Origin of the sequence: Mucilaginibacter myungsuensis, assembly GCF_015222005.1 — a bacterium.
Lineage (GTDB): Bacteria > Bacteroidota > Bacteroidia > Sphingobacteriales > Sphingobacteriaceae > Mucilaginibacter > Mucilaginibacter myungsuensis.
In genome coordinates, this window is record NZ_JADFFL010000003.1 from 704,540 (window position 1) to 727,632 (window position 23,093).

Consider the following 23,093-nt stretch of genomic DNA (forward strand, 5'->3'; position numbering starts at 1 on the left):
ACAAAGAACACAAATGCCTTGCAACAAGAAAACCTTTGTGCCCTTTGCGCAAACCTTAGTGCCTCTTTGTGGTTAGATCACACGACAGCCAAATGAAAAAACACCTCCAACATCCCGTATTTAAGGTCATTGCCCGCAAGGCTGATGAAATGGGTATGCAGGCTTATGCCATCGGAGGCTTTGTGCGCGACATATTTTTGGAGCGACCGTCAAAGGATATCGACATCGTAGTACTTGGCAACGGCATCCAATTTGCCGAGGCCGTGGCTGCAGAACTGAATGTAAAGGTTGCCGTATTCAAGAACTTCGGCACGGCGATGTTAAAGTATAAGGACATGGAAGTGGAGTTCGTGGGCGCACGTAAAGAGTCATACCGCTCTGATTCCCGCAAACCTATTGTAGAGAACGGCACATTGGACGATGATCAAAAACGACGCGACTTTACGATCAATGCTTTGGCAATAGCTTTGCATGCAGATCAATTCGGTGAGTTGATAGACCCTTTCGGCGGGATGCAGCATCTGGAAGAAAAGCTGATCAAAACACCCTTGGATCCTATCGAGACTTTCTCTGATGACCCACTCCGTATGATGCGGGCTGTCCGCTTCGCGTCGCAGCTGAATTTCAAGATAGCGGAGAATGCCGTTGAAGCGATCAGGAATAATAAAGAACGCATCAAGATCGTATCGCAAGAGCGTATCACCGATGAGTTAAATAAGATCATCCTATCACCCAAACCATCTGTTGGGTTTAATTACTTGTTCGATACAGGTCTGCTGCATTTGATCTTCCCGCAGATGACCGATCTGTACGGGGTGGACTATGTGGATGGCCGCGGGCATAAGGATAACTTTTACCATACCCTGCAGGTGCTGGATAATATCTGTGCGACTACCGATGACCTTTGGCTACGCTGGTCGGCCATTTTGCATGACATTGCTAAACCCGCCACCAAACGTTACGAACCGGGCCACGGGTGGACCTTCCACGGGCACGAGGATAAAGGCGCGCGCATGGTACCTAAGATATTCGCTCAACTGAAGTTGCCACTAAATGAGCATATGAAATTTGCTCAGAAATTGGTGCAGTTGCACATGCGCCCTATCGTATTGGCGCAAGAGATAGTGACCGATTCGGCCGTACGTCGTTTGCTTTTTGAGGCTGGGGAGGACACTGAATCGCTCATGTTGTTGTGTAAAGCCGACATCACCACCAAAAACGAGTACAAAATTAAAAAGTACCGTAACAATTTTGAACTGGTGCAACAAAAGCTAAAAGATGTTGAAGAGCGCGATAAAGTGCGTAATTGGCAACCGCCGGTCACCGGATCGGACATTATGCAGCTTTTCGGCTTAAAAGAAGGGCGTGAAGTTGGCATTATCAAAAACCAGATACGCGAAGCCATACTTGAAGGCGACATAGAGAACAGCAGAGAAGCGGCAATTGCATTCACAATTAAAAAAGGCCAAGAAATTGGCTTAAAAGTTGTGGCAGAAGACAAATTGAATTAAAACATTATTTTTGACCAAGATCTACTTATAACACAATGGCATTATACAGGTTTAAGGTAACCTTTGAGGATTACGACGACGTAACGAGAGAGATAGACATCAAGTCGAACCAAACTTTTGAAGATCTGCACCGTGGTATCCAAAAGTCTACAGGTTACGATGCAGAGCGTCCGTCATCTTTTTATGTAAGCACCGATCAATGGGTAAAAGGCGAAGAGTTTACTTTTTTACCAAATCAAAAACGTCAGGACCGCGGCATTGCGTTAATGGAGAAAGTGAAGCTGAGCAGTTTTATTGATGATCCGCACCAAAAATTTTATTACACGTACAACTTTGATCGCCCGTATGATTTCCATGTTGAGTTGATGAAGATCATCCTGGACGAGGATCCAAAGATCACTTACCCGTACGTTGTTAAAAGTGTAGGCGAGGCACCAAGAATGGTGGTTAACGTTGATGTACCTACTGCTGCGGCGGCAACTGATGACGATTTCGACTTCCTGAACGAAGTGGAATTTAACCCTGAGGATGCCGAAGATTTTGCCGAAGTTGACGAACACGGCGAAAACACAGAGAGCAGCGATGAGGATGACCATGCCGACGATGAAATGGACGAATTTGCTGATAACGAACATATGGAAGATGAAGGCGAAAGCTACGGCCGTGGCGGACGCGGTGATGATTATTGATCGCCTTTAGTTCATGGATGATGGATCGTAGTTCATAGCTGATACCTCGCCATGGATAAAACAAAAACACTTATTGTAATAGCAGGACCTACAGCCGGCGGCAAAACAGCCGCCGGCATTGCTTTGGCCCAAAAGTTAGGTACCGAGATCATATCAGCCGATTCAAGGCAATTCTACCGCGAGATGAGTATCGGCACGGCTAAACCCACTCCCGAAGAATTAGCGCAAGCCAAACATCATTTTATCGGTTCGCACAGCATCCATGATAGTTTTAATGTCGGCGACTTTGAACAGCATGGCTTAGCATTGTTAGACGAACTTTTTAAAAAACACGATACCTTGATCATGGTCGGCGGATCGGGCTTATATGTTAAAGCCATTTGCGAAGGTTTTGATCAGTTCCCTGATATCGATCCTGATATCCGTGAGCGCATGAATTCGGAACTTGCTCAGATGGGTATCGCTCATCTGCAAGAAAGATTAAAAGAAGTTGACCCCGATTATTACGCCCAGGTAGATATCAATAACCCACAACGCATCATCCGCGCGTTAGAAGTTTTTGAAGGGACAGGCAAACCGTTCTCATCATTCCGTAAAGCAGCGTCCAACCCACGCCCATTCAACATCATTAAATACGGCATTTTGTGGCCACGGGAGGAGCTTTATAACAGGATCAACAGAAGAGTTGACCTGATGATAGAAGCAGGCCTTATAGACGAGGTGAAGTCAGTCCTGCCCTATCGCCATCTTAACGCGTTAAATACGGTCGGCTATTCAGAGATCTTTGACTATCTGGATGGTAGAACAGATCTGCCAACGGCTATCGAGGCGATCAAACAGAATACACGTCGTTTTGCCAAACGGCAAATGACCTGGTTCAATAAGGACAAAGAAATAAAATGGGTCAGCCCTGATGAACTGACCCATTTATATTGATCTTTTTAGAATGGCGAATTAAAATCGGCCAACGTAGGGTGTACCTGATCTTTTGGCGATACTTTGATATCCAAGCCTTCTATCGGCCAAGGCAGATCCAGTGCGGGATCATTCCATAACACACCTAATTCTGATGACTTATCGTAGTAGTTGGTACATTTGTAGCTAAAGATGGTATCATCCTCTAAAGTTACAAAGCCATGTACAAAACCCGGTGGAATCCAAAACTGGGTATGGTTCTCTCCCGATAATTCGATACCGAAATGCTGACCATAAGTAGGTGAGTTCTTACGCACATCTACAGCCACATCCCAAACTTTACCTTTGATCACGCGTACCAGTTTACCTTGCGCAAATGGCTGGGCCTGGGCGTGCAAACCGCGTAAAGCGCCTTTCTCAGAAAATGATTGATTGTCTTGTACAAAATCGGCAACAATGCCTGCTTCGGCTAATACATTCTTTTTATAGCTCTCGTAAAAATAGCCCCTGTCGTCGGGCCAGATACGTGGCTGGATAATTAATAGACCTTGTATCGGTGTGGTAGTGACCGTCATTATTAATGGTTATACTGTTGTTCGTAATATTTAGCGTAGTTACCGCTGGTTACGTTATTCAGCCATTCGGTGTTGCTCAAATACCAGTCGATAGTAGCAGAAAGACCTTCTTCGAAGGTTACTGAAGGATACCAACCCAGTTCTTTGTTCAACTTAGTAGCGTCGATGGCATAACGTTTATCATGGCCGGGGCGATCTTTAACAAAAGTGATCAGTTTTTCGCTGTCACCTGCTTCGCGACCTAATTTCTCGTCCATTTGTTTGCAAAGCAATTTAACCAGATCGATGTTCTGCCACTCGTTAAAGCCACCGATGTTATAAGTATCACCAACCTTCCCTTTGTGGAAGATCAGATCGATAGCACTTGCGTGATCGATCACGTATAACCAATCGCGGGTGTATTTACCATCGCCATAAACCGGTAGCGGTTTGTGATTGATAATGTTATTGATCGATAACGGGATCAGCTTCTCAGGGAAGTGGTACGGACCATAATTGTTTGAGCAGTTAGAAACCACAACCTGTATGCCATAAGTATCGTAGTAAGCACGTACAAAGTGATCTGAAGAAGCTTTACTTGCGCTGTATGGTGAGTGCGGATCGTAAGAGGTCTCTTCGGTAAAGAAACCTTCGGCACCTAAAGTACCATACACCTCATCGGTAGAGATATGGTAGAACAAGTGTTTATTGTAGTCTTCTTTCCAGTATTTCTTAGCGGCTTCAAGCAAGGTAACCGTACCAATAACATTGGTATGCACAAAAGCCAGCGGATCAGTAATAGAACGGTCCACGTGCGATTCGGCCGCCAAATGGATCACATCGGTAATACCATGTTTCTCGAACACGGCGTTGATCGCAGCCGCATCAGTAATATCAGCTTTTTCAAAATTATAGTTAGCAGCGTTCTCTACCGGTTTCAGATTCTCCAAATTTCCGGCGTATGTTAACGCGTCCAGGTTAACTATTTTATAGTCGGGGTGGTTAACTACAAATTGTCTAACAACTTCAGAGCCGATAAAGCCGGCACCGCCCGTAATTAAAATGCTTTTCATTTGTTTGATATGGTTTGATCTTTCTGTTATCTTTTAATATTCATCGTCTAAATAAGTGCAGATGATGTGGCCTATTAAGATATGCATTTCCTGAATACGTGCGGTAGCTTTTGAAGGGATAGTGATATCAATATCACATTGCCCGGCAATTTTGCCGCCGTCGTTACCTAATAAGCCGATAGTTTTGCAGCCCATGGCTTTACCCAGCTCTATCGCCTTTAATACATTGGGGCTGTTACCGCTTGTTGATATACCGATAAGCACATCGCCACTTACGGCAAGCCCTTCAACCTGGCGTTCAAAAATATGTTCAAAGCCATAGTCGTTACCAATAGCGGTCAATGCAGATGTATCGGTAGTTAACGCGATAGATGGTAGCGACCGGCGTTGTTTTACAAAACGTCCTACTAATTCGGCCGCTATGTGTTGCGCGTCGCTGGCACTACCACCGTTACCAAAAAGCAAAACCTTGTTGCCATTTTTTATAGCTGCTATAACTTGTTGCGATGCCTGGTCAATTTTATCCTTTAGCGCATCTAAAGTTAATTTAGCTACTGCAATATGCTGTTCAAAAAGTTGTTCTGTCTGATCCTTCATTATCCTTTTCTAATTACGAAAAACTTTCATTTATCTCTGCAATAGTAGCCGTAGCACTACCCACCTTTGCAACAACTATTGCTGCCGCATGGTTTGCAAAGTCGCTCGCCTGTTCAATGGTCAACCCATTGACCAAACCGAAGGTAAGTGCGGATACTACGGTATCGCCTGCTCCGGTAACGTCAGACACGGCTAACGAACGCGTTGGCATTTTAGATAGCTTACCTTCGTAAAATATCGCCAAACCATCTTCTGACAATGTTACGACGATATATTTGCTTTGAGTTACGTTGTTGATATGCTTGCAAGCCCTAAGTAGGGTATCATCGTCTACGATGTTGATACCGGATGCTAATGATGCTTCCTTTTTATTAGGCTTGACCAGGTCGGCCCCGGCGTACATAGAAAGATCTTGAACTTTCGAATCGACAATGCTTAACACGCCATGTTGCCGGCAAAGCTTTATTACCTCTTTTACCAACCCGGCGGTGAGTACACCTTTACGATAATCTGATAAAATTACAGCGTCGATATTACTTATGTTAGCAGCTAATTGATCAAGTATCTGTTGCTGTACTTGTTCATTAATATCGTGCTTATCCTCACTGTCCAGTCGTATTAACTGGTGCTTACTGGCCATCACGCGGGTTTTAACGGTAGTACGGCGTTTACCATCTTTCACCAACTTAAAGAATGCTAAAGGCAGATCACCTAAGGCTTGTTCGGCGATGGTGCTTGCATCATCAATACCGCAAACGCTTATTAATGACGCACTACCGCCGAAAGCATTTAGATTTTCGAGCACGTTGCCGGCGCCGCCCAAGGTATATCGTTCGCTTTTGATGTCGACCACAGGCACCGGAGCTTCGGGCGATATCCTGTCGGCGGTACCAAAAATGTAATGGTCGAGCATAATGTCGCCAATTACACAGATATGTTTTTGATGAGCGTCGGCCGGGAAATTAAATGGCATTATATAGATTAAAATTTACGCAAAGTTAAACCAACTTCAGTAAATATTGGCCATAACCACTCTTAATATATTTCTGCGCGATAGCTGCAAGCTGCTCTTTATTGATGAACCCTTGCTGATAAGCAACCTCTTCTATACAGCCAATTTTGGTATCCTGGCGTTTCTCTATCACCCTTACAAACTCGGTAGCATCACTCAAAGAGTCGAATGTACCGGTATCTAACCAGGCCGTACCACGGTCCATTACGCCTACGTGCAGGTTACCTTGTTCAAGGTAAGCCCTGTTAACGTCGGTTATCTCGTACTCTCCGCGAGCGGATGGCAGGATATTTTTAGCGATCTTTACAACCGAGTTATCGTAAAAATACAAACCGGGAACAGCATAGTTGGATTTAGGCTGTGAAGGTTTCTCCTCGATAGACAAAGCAGTGAAATTATCGTCAAACTCGACCACGCCGTAACGCTCAGGATCGGCAACCTTGTAGGCAAATATCGCCGCACCGTCCACATCGTTAAAGCTGGTGATCAGATCACCAAAACCCGTACCGTAAAAAATGTTATCGCCAAGTATCAGCGCAACTTTGTCATCGCCAACAAATTGTTCGCCAATAACAAAGGCTTGCGCCAAACCGTTAGGCACTTCCTGCACGGCATACTCAAAGCGGCAACCCAGTTCAGAACCATCGCCAAGCAAACGTTTAAACCCGGCCTGATCTTCGGGCGTGGTAATGATCAGTATCTCGCTTATCCCGGCCTGCATTAAAACCGTTAAGGGATAATAGATCATTGGTTTATCATAAATAGGCATTAACTGCTTACTTATGGCTTTGGTTATAGGGTATAAGCGTGTGCCTGAGCCACCTGCTAAGATAATTCCTTTCATTTTGCTAATATATTAATGCAAGATAATAAACTGTCGCGCCAGTAGGGTATATTGATATTAAAAGTTTGTTTTATTTTGGCTTTATCCATCACCGAAAACTTTGGCCTTGCCGCCGGGGTAGGATACTCTTCGGTACGGATAGGCAACACCGGGGTTTTTACACCGGCAATATCAAATATAGCTTTGGTAAAGTCGTACCATGATGCCACCCCTTCATTACTGTAATGATATACACCATAAGCATCACTGCCCGACGCGATAATGCGTAGTATAGCTCCGGCCAGGTCTACACCATAAGTAGGCGTACCGACCTGATCGGCAATGATCTTTAATTCCGGCTTTTCGGCCCCAAGGCGCAGCATGGTCTTAACAAAGTTGTTGGCAAACTCAGAGTACAACCAGGCCGTACGCAGGATAAAGAACTGATCGGTATTTTCTGCTATCGCCTGCTCACCCTCCAGCTTGGTTTGTCCATACACGCTGATCGGTTCGGCAATATCATCTTCGGATAACAGCGACGTGGTATTACCGGCAAACACAAAATCGGTAGAGATGTGGATGAAAGTAGTATTATATTTTTTGCAAAGCAGGGCCAAATTAGCGGGGCCTTCGGCATTTACATTGCGGGCAATGTCCACATCGGTCTCGGCCTTATCTACAGCGGTGTAGGCCGCGCAATTAATGATATACTGCGGCTGGTGTTGTTGAAACAGCAACTCGAGTGATGGTACATCTAATATATTTGCACCCTGCTCTTCGGTAAAGATCAAGCCCTCAAAATTGTCGCGGGTGGATACTGCTTTAAGACATTGCCCTAACTGGCCCGAACCGCCAAATACTAATGTGTTATTCATCAGGTTAGTGTTAAAAAAAATAACGATAAGCAAATTCAAAACATCGGTCTGAATTTACTTATCGTTATCAAATATATCAACAAAAACGTTGTCGAGGTTGTGTTTTAAGCGGTTTGCTTACTTAAAAAATCCTGGTAAGCTAAAGCGATACCTTCCTCCAGTTCGATCTTGTGTTTCCAGCCCTGGCTATGCAGTTTAGAAACATCCATTAGCTTGCGTGGCGTACCGTCAGGACGGTTAGTATCAAAATCGATACTACCGGTATAGCCGACAATTTTGCTTACCAAAAACGCCAGATCTTTAATAGAGATATCTTCGCCTGTACCAATATTCACTAAGCCCTCCTGATCGTAGTTCTGCATCAAATAGTAGCAAGCTTCGGCCAGATCATCTGCAAATAAGAATTCACGTTTGGGCGTGCCGGTACCCCAAATAGTCACAGTAGGTGTGCCATTAGCTTTAGCCTCGTGAAAACGGCGGATCATAGCCGGCAACACGTGCGAATTTTCTGGATGATAGTTATCGTTATAACCGTACAAGTTGGTAGGCATTACCGAAATATAGTTGCAGCCATACTGTGCGCGGTAAGCATCACACATTTTTATGCCTGCTATCTTGGCGATAGCGTAGGGCTCGTTAGTTGGCTCTAACAGACCGGTAAGCAGATAGTCTTCCTTCAACGGCTGCGGCGCCAGTTTAGGATAGATACAGCTTGAACCTAAGAACATCAGCTTAGTCACACCGTTAAGGTAAGACTGATGGATGATGTTGTTCTGTATTTGCAGGTTCTCGTACAAAAAGTCGGCACGATAGGTGTTATTGGCAACAATGCCACCCACTTTAGCTGCGGCTAAAAAAACGTACTCAGGTTTTTCCGTCGCGAAAAATTCAGCTACTTTTTGCTGGTCGCGCAGGTCAAGCTCTGCCGATGTACGTGTAATAACATTGGTATAACCTTCGGTCTGCAATTTGCGGTAGATAGCAGATCCCACCATACCACGGTGGCCTGCTATGTAGATCTTAGCACTTTTTTCCATAGCAAAGATCAATCGAATTGGTTCGAAACAACGTAACCCGAATCCATCAGCAATTTCTCTCTTCTAACCAACTCTACGTCTGACGCAACCATTTCTTGCACCAATCCCTGCAGATCGTACTTTGGCACCCAACCTAATTTGGTTTTGGATTTGGTAGGATCGCCAATTAAAAGATCAACCTCGGTAGGGCGATAGTATTGTGGGTCTACACGTACAACCACTTTACCTATTTCAAGCTGAAAAGAAGGGTCGTTACACTTAGCAACCTTGGCTATCTCGTTCTCTTCGGTCCCTTCAAAAGTAAGTTCGATACCTACCTCGGCAAAAGCCAGGCGCACAAAATCCCTTACGTAAGTTGTTACACCCATGGCCAGCACATAATCTTCGGGCTGATCTTGCTGCAGTATGCGCCACATTGCCTCCACGTAATCTTTTGCGTGTCCCCAGTCGCGTTGGGCGTTCAGGTTACCTAAATATAGGCATTCTTGCTTTCCAAGGGCGATAGCAGCGGTAGCCATGGTTATTTTACGCGTTACAAAGGTCTCGCCCCTACGCGGCGACTCATGGTTAAATAAAACTCCATTGCAAGCATACATGCCGTAAGCCTCGCGATAGTTCTTTGTTATCCAAAAACCATAGATTTTGGCCACACCGTAAGGTGAACGTGGGTAAAAAGGCGAATTTTCGTCGTAAAATCCTTTTTCGTTCTTATTTTCCGGCAGACCTCCGTATAATTCTGAGGTGGATGCCTGGTAGATCCTTGTTTTCTTTTCAAGCCCTAATATCCTTATGGCCTCTAAGATCCGCAAAGTACCAATGCCGTCCACATTTGCCACGTACTCAGGCGAATCGAAAGATACTTTTACGTGGCTCATTGCACCCAGGTTGTATATTTCGTCGGGCTGAACCTCCTGTATGATCCTGATAATATTGGTAGAATCGGTCAGATCGCCATAATGTAGTTTAAAGTTTACATTTCCTTCGTGCAGGTCTTGGTATAAATGGTCGATACGTTTGGTGTTAAATGAAGATGCTCGCCTTTTAATGCCATGCACCTCATACCCTTTTTCCAGTAAAAGTTCCGCTAAATAAGAACCGTCCTGGCCAGTGACGCCAGTAACTAAAGCTACTTTTTTCATGGTATTTTTTATGTTTTTTACAGTAAATGAAGCTTTTATATATTAATCGCTAAAATAATAAAAATTAAATAAAATCTGGCCGATATTATTGAAAATAATGCATTGTAATTATTCAAACACATCTTTCACAAACGGGATAAAGTACAACCAAGTTTAGCAACCCAAAACCGGTCACTTTGAACCGTTACTGGCCTACTTTAGCATTTCGACCAGGCGCTTGTATATGGAATTTAAATTAAAAAGATCATGATCATAACCTCAGCGAACATCAAAACTAAATAGATGTAGTTATACTGACTTCGCAATGCCAATTACCAGATCAATTATTATTTTCTTCCAAATTTGATCTGGTACCATTTTCTTAATACCATACCTCCGAATAATGGTCCATAGTAAAAATATCGCTTCCACATCCGTTTAGGCTCTTTCAAAAAACGCACAAACCACTCTAAACCTAATTTGATCCAAACATCTTTAGGGCGATCTACAGTTCCGGCATAAAAATCAAAAACAGCCCCAATTGAGCAAATAATATTAGCATCGAGCATTAACCTGTGTTCAGCCGCCCATTTCTCCTGTTTAGGAGCCGTCATTCCAACGAATAGTACATGAGGTTTGAATGAGTTGACTTGTTCTAATATTGTATTGTTGTCATTATCGCTAAAATGAGGCTTAAATGGCGGCGAATAACTGGAAAATTGAATGGCTGAATAGTTACTGTTTATCTTATTTTTAATTTTAGAAAGCGTCTCGTTAGATGCTCCCAGATAAAAACAGCGCCCACCATGTTGTTGTAACAACTCCAAAAGCTTTTGATGTATATCGGCACCTGCTATTTTTTTTATTTTTTTGCCGTATATCAGTTGAGCCGAAAGCGTTACGCCTACCCCATCCGGCAGTAATATATCAGAATGCTGAAGCGCCCGCTTAAAACCCTCGTCTAAGCTGGCCATGTAACATGAATATTGGTTGATAGTATTTATCATTAGTTTGTCTGATAGATCGATGTCCTGCAGACCACCAGAATAAACTTTGTAATCAAAATACGTTATACAATTTTTCAGATTCAATGGCATTATCAAATAGTAGTATATAGATCGTTAATATTACTTATTAGAGAAATGTCTTATAAACTTATAGCCCCGGGAGTGATGTATCAAAGAGTAGAGACTTTTAAATTTTACTTTTTTTGTACGCTCTAAAAAGTGATCAAATGCCTTTATATAATATTGATCCAATGCATTTGCATAAGTAAAAGAATCATCATGCTCTAAAAAATGTGCATAAGTATCTGAAACATAGGCTATTTTGTCATATTTTTCCGCTACCATCAAATAGGTAAGCAAATCGATGCCGGCACCAAACCTAAGATATTCAGCGTGACGTTCAGTATCTATCACAGTGCTCAATATCGGTAATATATCGACCTTTCGGAATATCGCACAACCAGGAGAGACAGGAGTGCGATAAGCCAAAAGCATAAATTTCAAAAACAAAGCCGAATTAATGATCTTTGTGCTTTTAAATAATTTATAGTTAGTGATATTGATCTTTTTGCGAATAATGGCTGGTGTAAATACCAAGCCCACTTGCGATGTAAATTGCAACATCGTTTTCTCTATATAATCATCAGATATCCAATCGTCAGAGAATAAGATCTTCACATAATCTCCTGATGCGTTTTTTATACCTTGCAGCCAATTATTTACCGGACCGACATTCTGTTCGTTCCTGAATAATTTTATTTGCGGATTATCTTTTAGATAGCCCCTAACAACTTCATATGTATTATCGGTAGAGTTATTGTCGTTAACTACAACCTCAATATTGGGATATGTTTGAGCAATTGCGGCGTCAAGCGCTTTTTTTACTAATATTTCCCTATTATAAACAGGTATTACAATTGAGACAAGTGGTAAATTATTGAGGGACATTAAAAATATTTTTACGATAGACTTTTGACCAGACACTTAACGGTGATCATAAATAGATCAAATGTATTAGCGATTAGAGAGAAAACCACCCCTAAATAAATATGTTTTTAATCGCCCGATAATCCGTGACCGAATGCTGTAAAAATTACTGAATTTTTTTTGCAGCGTTGCATCCTGCTTTACTTCTGGCAAAAATTTAAATTGAGTTTTATCACTTACATCGATCGGCGAATTATAACGATCGTATGAATTTGAATTTGAAGCAGTAATATCAAATCCGATATTTTTAACTTTAGATACGATAGGGTAAACACAATAGGTATTTGTTTTAAATTGGTGATAACACCACCGTATAGCCCAAGAATTTACCTGACCCATTCGTTGACGACGCAACATGCGCGTCAAGTCACTTCCACCCTTATTAAAAGCCTTTTTTAGATCTTTGCTCCGTCTAAATTCATCGTAATCTTTAACCTCCCAATCGATAGTTTCCCATCTATCTCTCCAACTGGCCCAACCCCATGATGATGATCTGTAGGTTAAATAGATGTCGTAAGGGTAGCTACTACTCACTTTCATTGGTATATTATAACCCGAGATAGAGAAGATCTTTTTATTGTATTTATAATAATCGATACCTTGATTCATATAGGCTAAAAAATTTTTAGACACAACCAAATCGTCTTCCAATACGATAACCGCTTCGTTATCTTGGAAAATATTGGTTATACCTTCTATGATCGAAGTTGCTAACCCTTTATTCACGTCAGAAAACTTCAACACTACTTTTTTAAAACCTTTTATGGTTCTTAAGTATTCTCTAACTGCATTAACCTTGTCAACCTCAGCCCGAGTTTTAGGGCCATCAGAAAAAATATAGATCTCGGTTTGGTCTACATACTGGCATTTTTGCAAAGACGCAATAACTTTCTGTACAGAAGTTAAACGTTTATAAGTAAAAAAAACGATAGGGGCGAACACGATGAATACTTGTTTTTATCTCATAGGCTTAACCCCTTTTGAGAATATATTAATAAAATTAATTTTAACGCATAAACTTATTGTTCAAATAATTAAGGGAGATGATATAGCTTTTAAAGCTAAATTATCCTCAATTTTAGTTATAAAAAATGGAAAAACTAGCAGTTATATAGCGGAAAACTTTCATCAAACCATTTTTTTTTAAAAGACGCAATAACCGTTTTGGAGAATGACTATAAGCATTCAAAAAAATATATTTATCTGTATTATCATCAACCTCAATAGAAGGATGCTGTAGTGGGAACGACATCGCTGCCGAATTGGGCATTTTTATAGGATCAAATAAAAATGTCCGCGTAGAATTATTAGAAAAACCTATATTTTTTATTAGATTGATATTAGGACTAATGCAAACGCCTTTACTTTTCCAAATGGAATAAAGCAACTGATAATCCCAGGTGTTAATCTGCTTGAGTTCCACTTTTTTAAACTCCTTATACCAATAACGCCTTTCAACCTCGTTATAGAAAACACTAGAAAAATCAGTTGAAATAAACGTTTCTTCCAAATCCTCTATCTCAAGACGATACTGCTGCCATACTCGCCGCCAGGTAGCCCAGCCCCATATATTTGCGTACTTGGTAAAGTAATAGCTATTGTTTTTAGAAAGATCGGTTATAAAGCTAGTGCCGCTTATGAGTTTAACTTCCTCGTTGTCCTTGTATCTTTCTAATAGTGATTTACAGTATTCAAAAAAAGTTGGGTCGGGCAAGCAATCATCTTCCAATATAATGCCCATGTCCACGTGTTCAAAAAACCAACTGATTCCGCTACTTACAGCGGTTCCGCAACCATAGTTTTTATCTCGATAATAGGTTCTAATCTCGCAATCCCAATCAATTTGAGTAATAATGTTTCGTACAGTTTCGCACTTATCAGCTTCTCCGTTTATTCCTTCACGTGCTCCATCTGTAGAAATATATAAATAACGAGGTTTAACTGCTCTGATCTGATCGAATACAAGTTGAGTAGTGTCGGGACGATTGAACGCCAACAATAAAATAGGAATATCGTATTCCATCACGAATTAGTTTAAATAGACTAGGGTATCTGCTCAATATTACGACATATAACTCTAAATAAATAGCACAAAATAATTTTTCTTAGTAGTAATAGATCTATAATGTTTCAATGATCTTACAAAATTGTCCGGGTGCCGTACTTATATATTAGCCCTATAAAAGAGAAATGCCCCATCCTATCTACGTAGTTACGATTATAAGTTTGAGATATCTTCTCGCTAAATTTTTTTACAACAGCCGGGTGTTTTATTGCTTTAAAAAAGATCCTGATCAACATCACTATCCATATTAAAGGAATAAAAAGCACCGGAGTAAAATATCTTTTAACATTAAAGGCATTACAATAGCTATTTATCATGATGTCTTCGTTAGACAAACGTGTCGATAAACTTGGCTGGTGATACACCAAAAATTGTTTATAGTAAAACACCACGTATCCCAATTTGTTTAACATAAATGACAAGTAGTACTCTTCACCGCCATAAAAAAACTCGCTCGGATAAAGATCAGCCCCCTTTAGAGCTTGCTTGTTTATAAAATGACTGGCACCGATAAAATAAGAGACCTCTCCAGTCGTTCGAACGGTGGAATTTCGGGGAAATTTTCCATGTTGATAAAACTCTCCCGTTGTATTGTATATCTCGGTGGCAACTACCGCATATTTTGTATTACTCCTCATAAAATCAGCGATTTCAGATATGCAGTTGCCCTCGGTGCAAATGACCGCGTCATCATCTAAAAAGTAAACGATGTCGCCTAAGGCCATTCTAAACCCTTGGTTTCTCGATGCCGCAACGCCAAGATTCTTCGCGTTCACGATATATCGCAATTTTAATTGGTGATCAGCTGCTAACGTTAGCATTTCGGGCTCAATATCATCACCTATACAATTGTTTATGACGATGACCTCATAATCTTCACTCGATCTGTTAATGCACGATAGAATCGCCTTTCGCAGCTCAGGCAACCGGAGCGACGTTATAAAAACAACTGAAATCATAGTAATATGTTAAATATAGTTGATAATTTGGGGGTGTTACAAACACTTCCTTAACACGATCTTCTGATCCTTTGTAGATCCTTATTGAGGACAGCGCGCTGAGCTGCGATTGTAAAATTCAATACCGAGATATAAAACTGCACCAAACAACAGGCTTGTAGATGTAGCTGACAATCTTTGTATAAATTACACTAACCGATATTGAAAAATTTTGTAATGTAGTCCCAAAACTCCTTAGCGGTATTTTGGGAACTATGCATGTCCCTAACTTTCACACTCGCTGCATGGGCCATAGCATTATACTTGCTTTTATGCCCGGCTATATCATACAATGCGTTGATAGCCTCTTGTTCGCTTCCAAATAAAATAGCATCATCATTGGGATCTATCAAAATATTCTCCAATGCAAATGCAGTACCTATGCAGAGTAATCCGGTAGCTAATGCCGATAATACTTTTCCTTTTGTACCGGTCCCTAAAATGATAGGGAACAACTGGATATGAGCTTGAGCTATCCTGTCTTCATAGCTTTCGACCCATGTTGATAAACTGGTGTTGTAGCCTGCAGCAATTAGTTTTTGCTCCCCGTCTTCAAAATCTTTACCTATAAAGATAAATTCGTAATGGTGATTTAGCTCTCTATTCTCAACAAGTTTATCAACTATCCTATTCCAAAGGTCGCCTATATAAACAGAGTTATTGACGCCTGAAACAACGATCTTAAGTTTACCGCTTGCATTAACGATCGGCTCAAGCGATGGTTTATAGCTACTATAAGGATGATTACTGAAGAACGAATGGTTTGCCGCCCCCAGCTCGATATATTGATCAAGATCATCTTTACCAACAGTATGTATCAACGCCTTTGACAAACTCCATCGTTTTTCGTAAAAGTTAGCTTCGGATATACGCTTGTCAATATTTATCGAAAATTTATTCGACTTGCTTTTACTAAATATTTTCTTCACCAACTTCAGATGTAGCAATGAGCAATCGGGCCCGGTCATTACTACATTTAAGTGAGACAGTCTTTTATACCACGGGTACAACGTATGTGGATATATCCATATCAGATCATAGTTTGATTCATTTATTTGTTTTAAGACCTTTCTATTCGGTAAATAATCAAAGTATATACCCGATGTGGCTTTTACAATACCGGTCTTTTGTAAAGCTCTTACCGGATAATAGATATGTTTAGGGGTTTTAGGGACGTTAATTATATTAGCAAATACTTTTTTTAGATCGGCCGTTACTAATTCATTTGCGTTAGGCTGCACAAAATTTATCAGGTCGATATCAATCTCTGGATGACGCTGAGCTGCCAAATAATAAGGCAAAGCCGAGGGGCCATTAATGTTATGTTTAGAGGGAGGGAACGCAGAAACCAATAATACTTTCATATGATATCAATAATGGCCAACAAGCAAATTCGCATTAATTTTCTCTTTATCTAAATGCCATTCGCTTCTCGCCATTTTCAGTAAATTTATTTGCTTCCTGATATAAGACAATGCCTGACCGAATTCGGCGTAAAAACTCTACGCAGTATCAAAGTTGTGATCGAGCCTTTAGACCAATATCCATGAATGAGGAACTATATCACTTATACTATGTTTAACGTTATCTTGGTTAAGCCATGTCTTGGGAGCGACGACCGTTTTATCTTTATTTGCATTGAGCCATGCTCCCCACCAACTAAATGAGCTATTTGCAATTATATTATGCTTGCAATATGACATTAGTTGCATGTCTATATAATTATCATCTCCGGTTTTAGGGTTCCAATCCACAAAATTCAGATCTATAAAATCCAGATTTTTCTTACACCAATCAATATTGTCAGAGAAAACGTAAAAAACCGGCGAATCAACTTTTTGTTTGATCATCGCCACAGCATTCTTATAGTATTCAACATCGCAAATATTTCGTCGCATTGCCGAATCATAATCTTTTCCTTTCCGCACATGTATCGCTACAGAATTTTGATCGATCATGCTATCCTGTAGTTGAATATTTTTTTCGTTTTGCAAGGGCGGAAAAGAAAAGGTTTGAATGATCTCTTCTTTTATATCTTTAAAATAAAGTTCAGATTGCCAGTAACCGTCTAAATAACGATCAACAGTTAAACCTATCAGCTCCGGCTTAAATGTAAGTCTGTCCTCATATATATGGGTTTTACGTTTACCAAAACACCGCCTCCTGATCCGGCTGAAATATGAACGGCTAGTATCTGCAAGCGTAAAAATATCCGTCAAACGGGCCTCATCAAATTGTATATTCTTAAATATCTTCTTTAGATTAACATGTTCGTGGGCCAGTACTTTTTCAAATGTTGTGCAGTCAATATAAACATCAGCAACACGTCGTTTTATAGCTTTATAAAATGCATACTGGAACATTTGATTTCCTAACCCACCTGTCAATTTAACGATTATCATAAGGCTGATCAAATTTTTATTGTACGGTACTTAAGTTGTTTTTCGACATTTATTTACGTATTTCGCATCGGCGCCAAACACAACAAGTAATGATCTTAATAACTAAAAAAAGGGAAATGCTTTAATGTGTAACTCAGGTCAGACCTTCGGTCGCCAATAATTTTGGCCGGGACACCACCAGCTATTTTAAGCTCCGGAACATTTTTCGTAACTACCGCCCCCGCTGCTACCACGCATCCTTTTGACAGCTTCACGCCAGGCAAAATAGTTACTCTTGACGCGATCCATACGTGATCTTCTATTATAACATCTCCGGAATTATAGTGATGGTTATTGGCATGTACATCATGTTCTAATGTAAATATCCAGGTACCACGCGCTATGTCTACGTTGTTTCCGATCACCAATTTACCTATACGTCCATCAAGCAGACAATCACGATTGATCACACAATTGTCCCCTATTTCTATCTGACCTTTGTCTATCAACTTATTATAAATTATAACTCCATTCATCACGTTACTATTTTTCCCGATCTTAATGTACATCCGCATTAGGGGGATACGGATAAAATTAAATGGGATACGGTTAATAAAATGATTAAAGAAGACTAATCTAAGCGACAACATAAGATCCTTCAAATAAGATAACCTTAGTATCTTTTTTACAAGTTGCTTGGTAAAGTTTATATAAAAGAGCCCAATATTAAAGTAAGGTCTACTACCCTTAGCGTGTCTTTTTATAAAAAGCAAATTCTGTTTTACGTTAAATTGCGATCTTATGCTTACTAAGCAATCTATGTAAGATTTTAAATAAGGGCTTTTTAAAGAACTGCCGGTAGCCTCCCTGTCGTTCCAAACGTGAAGCCCGGGCATAGCATAAATTTTATAGCCAAACTGTTTGGCTCTTAAAAAAAAATCAGCGTCGCCAAAATATTGAGGAAAATTGATATTGTCAAACTTACCAATATCCCTGATCACATCAAGGGGTATCAATGTGCCCATCCCGCCAGACCAATCAATTTCGGTTGGTTTTTGATAATCCGGGCCGTCTTTATCATTTAAACCGATGATGATCGTCTTACCGGTTTTCGGGTCAAAACGACATCCAAAGTTAAATAAGGTGTCCGGGGCATCCTGCCAGAATATCTTAGAAACTATGATACTATTTTTATATGTGACATCTAAAATGGCTTTTTCCAATTCCACAAAATATCCTTCGGCGCTGATGGTATCATCATTCCAAAGTAGTATACTATCAAAAGCATTATCTAATGCGTATGAAACCCCCAGATTGATCGCACCACTCCACCATAAATTACCATCGCCATTTAAAACAACAACTTTAGAATAATTATTCGCTAACTCTTCAGATGTACCGTCTTTAGAACCATCGTCTATCACAACAATAGTGAATTTGCAAGTGCCGCTACCATTTAGGTCATATAGCGCCAACGAACGTTCTAAGGCGTCTATCCCGCGCTTTGTGATCTTTATTCTATTATAAACCGGAATAACTATAGCTACCGACTTCATGCTCCTTGATGATTTATAACTGGCGAAAGCGCTTTTTTTCCAAATACCCTACTGTCGTTTTTAAGTCCCACTATCTTCTCTACATTATATAGTAACATAAATATCAACGTAAATGTCCATGGTAAGCTAAACAAATTGCCGCCGGTAAATGCCGTGGTAAGGATGTAAAAGAAAAAGAATTTGTAATACGTTCTATTGTGAAGTTTAGCTCTAAATACTTTTAAAAAAATAAAAAAGATAGGCAATATGTAAATAATACCGAACAAGTTCAAAGCGCCGACCAGCCCAATATCTGATCTGTAAAGCCCCTGCCCTTGCTCAAGATCCAGCATTTCTTTCCCATATGCGCTATCGCCATAATTAACACCATTCCCTATAATATAATTTACGATCGACGGCATATAGTCATATAAATAAAAATTAAATGCCCTTAACCGAACATAGTCTGCGCCTGTCACATCTTGGCGCTGAGTTAAATTGATCAACGAGTCTAAATACTTTCCACCACCTACTCCAACAAAAACCGCAGCTATAACAACAAATAATATTAAAAAACTGTACGTACGTACCGACCTAAAATTCAACGTTAGCAAATACAACATCATCAAACTACCTATTGAAAAAAAGATGATCTGCCGTGTAGCAGTCAACATCACTCCCGTAACACAGATACCCAAAAAAACAATGTTTTTTATATTCCTTTCTTTTACCAGCTTATTACCGTAATACAATAAAGCAAACACCATGTAAGTGGGTTCAAAAAACAAAATACGTACAACATTAGCCCTAACTTCAAATGCAACATCGTTAGTATCTTTTATAACTTGAAAAAAGGTTATGGGGAACGTGACGGTTTGGACAATATAAATAATGGCCACAACAACGCCCAAGCCCACTATTAGCTTTTCTATACTTTCAAAATCTATCCGTTTTGTTTTAAGATAAAAATAGAATAAAAATAGTAAGTAATGTTTAGCGGCTAAGATGGAGTGCACATAACTTTGCTGGTGAAAAATATTTGCCGGGATCGCCGAGAAAAGTGGAATCAGCATCAATGCCAAAATTTCTTTGTTAAATAACGTACGTTTATCATAAACAAGTGATCGCGTAGCGAATGAATGTATCACTAACATCACTATAATAAGCTCGTAAATTAGCTGCCAATGATTTGCTGTAAGGTACTTAATACTAAAAAATTGTATAGAGCATAGGCAAAATAACAAAGTTATAAACCAGGTTATCTTATGCCTATTGATTTTTAAGATCATTTCTTAGGAATAATTTTTAACAGCCTTAGTACCTTACCTGTCCGGGTTTTTAAAGAAGTCAATTTTTTTTGGAACCAATATGAAAGATAATAACCTGTATGAACCGGACCGTCAACATTTTTATAAAAATGATGATATAATTTTCGGTGTACTTTAAAATAGGCTTTAAATATCCGAATCAATTGCCTATCGCCATAATGTTGCAAAAAATACCATTCAGCCCATAAATAGTATTTAGATAAACCCTCGTAGTATTGGAATGAGATGCCACTGTCGTGTGCATAAAAATAGCATTCCGTTTCATCTAAAAAATAAACATACTTATAATCACCGGCAGTTTTTAAATAAATATAAATATCATTTCCGGCGCCGAATCTGTTAAAGGTTAAGCCATCAGTATTCGGAAATTCGATCAGAAGATTTGCTTCGAAATCCTTCCTTCTAAACAACGCACAACTTGGTGATACCGGCACCCTTCCATTAAATAAGCATCTTCTTATGAACTCTTTCGATAAATATTTAGTGTTTTTTTTGAAGATATTATATCCGTAATTCTCTTGCTCGGGTTTGCCTTCCCAAACAATCTTAATTTTTGAATATGCAAAACCTATATCATCGTTATCTTCTAATTTCGGCACTGCTTTCTCAACAAAATCGAGTGCCATCCAATCGTCAGAAAATACTACCTTAATATATTTACCAGACGATCGCTTAACACATTCTATCCAATTTTTGACCGGGCCTAAATTCTCTTCATTTTTAAAAACTTTTACTCTTTTATCCTGAAGAGCATATCGCTGAAGTACTTCCCAAGTGTTATCGGTGCTACAATTGTCAACCACCACTACCTCAACATTTTTGTAAGTTTGACCTATAGCTGAATCAATTGCACGTGCAACTAGTTTCTCTCTGTTGTATACCGGGATAATAATGCTAACTAAAGGATCTTGATTTTTCATTTGATCGAATTATAGGCTTAAACTGCAGAGCGTTTTACCTCATCAGTTAAAATACTCTGTTTACTTTTCTTGATAATATAAAATGTATAAAACACCGATACGATAGCGAATATGCTTAAACTGGCACAGGACGATAATATCACTCCTGCGATACCCAACTGCATGTTCTTAACTAAAAAGATCGCCAATGGGATGTTTATTATAGCGGCGATGACAGCTGTTATAGTCTGCATTTTAGTTTTAGATATCCCATTCAAAAACATCGCGAATATGTTATTCCAACACGATATAATAGTAAATAGCCCCATAAACAAAAACAAACTGAATTCAGCTTTGATATCTCTGCCTATCCATAAGCGGATAACATCCTGCCCAATGGTCACCATAATAATTACTAATAACACCACGCCTGCAAAAACATACAAGAGTTTTTTGATAGCATTTGATATCCAATTAAAATCCTGTTTTAACCAAGCTTCTGTAAAAGATGACCAAAACGGATTGACAAGCATTGTGAACAGCATAGAAACTACACCAAAATACCTGTAAACAATGTAATAAGGTGTTACGAATGCTGGTCCTAAAATATGGGTAATAACCATATTATCTGTTTGAAAAATGATCAAACCTGCTATCTGGATGATAAAAAATCTTAAACCTAAACCAATAAGCCCCCGCGACCGTTTAACATCAACAAATTTAAACCTCGGCCTGTATCTCTTGTACTCGCCCTTAAAGGCCCAAACATTTATTACTAAACATATCAGCAACGAGGGCAGAGTTATCGCGATCGCTAAAAGGTACAATTTAGGGTTATTTAAGTACTTTAATACAAAAATAAAGATCAGATATAATATGCTCGAAGCTAAGTTGGTGACAGAGTCTACTGACGGTTTTTGATCTGCAGTGTAAATCGTATAAACTGTTCTGAATATAAAATTTAAGGAGAAAAAGGTGAATGCCCAAAACACCGTCCATATCAATTCTGAATGGTATTGAGAACCACTGTTAAAGACCTCGTCCCAGGGAACAAATTTAAAAGATAATAGAAATATCAAATATAACACTAAAACGATCACTGATAGAATTGCATACGTAGAACTAACGTACATCTGTGCATCGTCATCTTCCTTATTAAGTTTGCATTCAGCAAATTTGTTCCTCAAGCCACTATCTAAACCAATATTTAAAAAAGCGAACCAAGAAATGAATGAACTAATGGTTACCCAGATTCCGTACCGTGTGTTATCTAAATAGCTTAATGTTAAAGGAACGGAAACCAATGACAATGCCATAGTTAAACCCTTAAGTATAAACATGTACATTATTTGGCTTTTCAATTTCACACTTCGATTTTGACCTGAAGTAAAAAATTTAGTTACCGTTCCTTTTGCAATATTTAATAAAGACATTTTTTATGTTATAAGTAAACTGATAGATATTAAACCATCAATTTTTATGTAGCCCCATAGCCAAGTGTATTCCACGCAATTGAATAACATTCACCGATATGTTATGCTGCCTTTGTCTTCTCATACTGCTGCCGACAGTACTAACAACCCATTGCTTAGAACTGCATCTGTAAAAGATCGAGAATGGCTTGCTACCCAAAGCGTCGCCTTTCACAAACGTGTTTGAATATCAAAACTCGTTTGGATAAAGTAAGAT

22 protein-coding genes are annotated in these 23,093 nt (G+C 39.7%); 3 read left to right on the forward strand and 19 right to left on the reverse strand.

What is annotated here, in order from left to right:
- Positions 1 to 92 precede the first annotated feature (92 nt).
- From IRJ16_RS10905 to miaA, 3 genes are read left to right on the forward strand one after another with little or no spacing between them, the layout of a single operon-like run.
- Positions 93 to 1,511 (forward strand): CCA tRNA nucleotidyltransferase, encoded by a 1,419-nt coding sequence (locus tag IRJ16_RS10905; protein ID WP_194111564.1) that lies wholly within the window; start codon positions 93 to 95, stop codon positions 1,509 to 1,511.
- Between the two features lie 35 nt (positions 1,512 to 1,546).
- Positions 1,547 to 2,200, forward strand: a complete 654-nt coding sequence (locus IRJ16_RS10910) for an IS1096 element passenger TnpR family protein (RefSeq protein WP_194111565.1) — start codon at positions 1,547 to 1,549, stop codon at positions 2,198 to 2,200.
- Between the two features lie 51 nt (positions 2,201 to 2,251).
- Positions 2,252 to 3,136: a tRNA (adenosine(37)-N6)-dimethylallyltransferase MiaA gene (miaA, locus tag IRJ16_RS10915; RefSeq protein ID WP_194111566.1), complete on the forward strand. Its 885-nt coding sequence runs from the start codon at positions 2,252 to 2,254 to the stop codon at positions 3,134 to 3,136.
- Between the two features lie 5 nt (positions 3,137 to 3,141).
- Here the strand turns inward: miaA and rfbC are convergent, their stop codons facing one another.
- The 19 genes from rfbC to IRJ16_RS11010 form a co-directional block, all read right to left on the reverse strand.
- Complete coding sequence (rfbC, locus tag IRJ16_RS10920; RefSeq protein ID WP_194111567.1) at positions 3,142 to 3,690, reverse strand: dTDP-4-dehydrorhamnose 3,5-epimerase; 549 nt, start codon at positions 3,688 to 3,690, stop codon at positions 3,142 to 3,144.
- A gap of 2 nt (positions 3,691 to 3,692) precedes the next feature.
- On the reverse strand, positions 3,693 to 4,742 hold the full coding sequence (gene rfbB, locus IRJ16_RS10925; protein ID WP_194111568.1) for a dTDP-glucose 4,6-dehydratase: 1,050 nt from the start codon (positions 4,740 to 4,742) through the stop codon (positions 3,693 to 3,695).
- A gap of 33 nt (positions 4,743 to 4,775) precedes the next feature.
- On the reverse strand, positions 4,776 to 5,339 hold the full coding sequence (locus IRJ16_RS10930; protein WP_194111569.1) for a D-sedoheptulose 7-phosphate isomerase: 564 nt from the start codon (positions 5,337 to 5,339) through the stop codon (positions 4,776 to 4,778).
- A gap of 13 nt (positions 5,340 to 5,352) precedes the next feature.
- Positions 5,353 to 6,312 carry a D-glycero-beta-D-manno-heptose-7-phosphate kinase gene (gene rfaE1 / locus IRJ16_RS10935; protein WP_194111570.1) on the reverse strand — a complete coding sequence of 320 codons (960 nt, stop codon included), beginning with the start codon at positions 6,310 to 6,312 and terminating at the stop codon, positions 5,353 to 5,355.
- Between the two features lie 25 nt (positions 6,313 to 6,337).
- On the reverse strand, positions 6,338 to 7,195 hold the full coding sequence (rfbA, locus tag IRJ16_RS10940; protein ID WP_194111571.1) for a glucose-1-phosphate thymidylyltransferase RfbA: 858 nt from the start codon (positions 7,193 to 7,195) through the stop codon (positions 6,338 to 6,340).
- A complete protein-coding gene (rfbD, locus tag IRJ16_RS10945) occupies positions 7,192 to 8,049 on the reverse strand; it encodes a dTDP-4-dehydrorhamnose reductase (protein ID WP_194111572.1) in 858 nt (285 codons plus the stop codon). The genes rfbA and rfbD overlap by 4 nt, the downstream gene beginning before the upstream one ends.
- Positions 8,050 to 8,153: 104 nt before the next feature.
- On the reverse strand, positions 8,154 to 9,086 hold the full coding sequence (gene fcl / locus IRJ16_RS10950) for a GDP-L-fucose synthase (RefSeq protein ID WP_194111573.1): 933 nt from the start codon (positions 9,084 to 9,086) through the stop codon (positions 8,154 to 8,156).
- A gap of 8 nt (positions 9,087 to 9,094) precedes the next feature.
- Positions 9,095 to 10,225 carry a GDP-mannose 4,6-dehydratase gene (gene gmd / locus IRJ16_RS10955; RefSeq protein WP_194111574.1) on the reverse strand — a complete coding sequence of 377 codons (1,131 nt, stop codon included), beginning with the start codon at positions 10,223 to 10,225 and terminating at the stop codon, positions 9,095 to 9,097.
- A gap of 326 nt (positions 10,226 to 10,551) precedes the next feature.
- Positions 10,552 to 11,178 carry a WecB/TagA/CpsF family glycosyltransferase gene (locus IRJ16_RS10960; RefSeq protein ID WP_228080019.1) on the reverse strand — a complete coding sequence of 209 codons (627 nt, stop codon included), beginning with the start codon at positions 11,176 to 11,178 and terminating at the stop codon, positions 10,552 to 10,554.
- Between the two features lie 153 nt (positions 11,179 to 11,331).
- Positions 11,332 to 12,159: a glycosyltransferase family 2 protein gene (locus IRJ16_RS10965; RefSeq protein WP_194111576.1), complete on the reverse strand. Its 828-nt coding sequence runs from the start codon at positions 12,157 to 12,159 to the stop codon at positions 11,332 to 11,334.
- A gap of 66 nt (positions 12,160 to 12,225) precedes the next feature.
- Positions 12,226 to 13,140, reverse strand: a complete 915-nt coding sequence (locus IRJ16_RS10970) for a glycosyltransferase family protein (RefSeq protein ID WP_194111577.1) — start codon at positions 13,138 to 13,140, stop codon at positions 12,226 to 12,228.
- Between the two features lie 136 nt (positions 13,141 to 13,276).
- On the reverse strand, positions 13,277 to 14,221 hold the full coding sequence (locus IRJ16_RS10975) for a hypothetical protein (RefSeq protein ID WP_194111578.1): 945 nt from the start codon (positions 14,219 to 14,221) through the stop codon (positions 13,277 to 13,279).
- Between the two features lie 116 nt (positions 14,222 to 14,337).
- On the reverse strand, positions 14,338 to 15,222 hold the full coding sequence (locus IRJ16_RS10980) for a glycosyltransferase family 2 protein (protein ID WP_194111579.1): 885 nt from the start codon (positions 15,220 to 15,222) through the stop codon (positions 14,338 to 14,340).
- Between the two features lie 191 nt (positions 15,223 to 15,413).
- On the reverse strand, positions 15,414 to 16,625 hold the full coding sequence (locus tag IRJ16_RS10985) for a glycosyltransferase (protein ID WP_194111580.1): 1,212 nt from the start codon (positions 16,623 to 16,625) through the stop codon (positions 15,414 to 15,416).
- A gap of 168 nt (positions 16,626 to 16,793) precedes the next feature.
- Complete coding sequence (locus tag IRJ16_RS10990) at positions 16,794 to 17,663, reverse strand: alpha-1,2-fucosyltransferase (RefSeq protein WP_194111581.1); 870 nt, start codon at positions 17,661 to 17,663, stop codon at positions 16,794 to 16,796.
- A 95-nt stretch (positions 17,664 to 17,758) separates the two neighbouring features.
- Positions 17,759 to 19,198, reverse strand: a complete 1,440-nt coding sequence (locus tag IRJ16_RS10995; protein ID WP_194111582.1) for a glycosyltransferase — start codon at positions 19,196 to 19,198, stop codon at positions 17,759 to 17,761.
- Positions 19,195 to 20,334, reverse strand: coding sequence for a hypothetical protein (locus IRJ16_RS11000; protein WP_194111583.1), 1,140 nt, complete (start codon positions 20,332 to 20,334; stop codon positions 19,195 to 19,197). The genes IRJ16_RS10995 and IRJ16_RS11000 overlap by 4 nt, the downstream gene beginning before the upstream one ends.
- 128 nt (positions 20,335 to 20,462) lie before the next feature.
- The gene (locus IRJ16_RS11005) at positions 20,463 to 21,425 is read right to left on the reverse strand and encodes a glycosyltransferase family 2 protein (RefSeq protein ID WP_194111584.1); all 963 of its coding nucleotides are present in this window, start codon (positions 21,423 to 21,425) and stop codon (positions 20,463 to 20,465) included.
- Between the two features lie 17 nt (positions 21,426 to 21,442).
- Complete coding sequence (locus tag IRJ16_RS11010) at positions 21,443 to 22,837, reverse strand: lipopolysaccharide biosynthesis protein (RefSeq protein ID WP_194111585.1); 1,395 nt, start codon at positions 22,835 to 22,837, stop codon at positions 21,443 to 21,445.
- Positions 22,838 to 23,093: the final 256 nt, after the last annotated feature.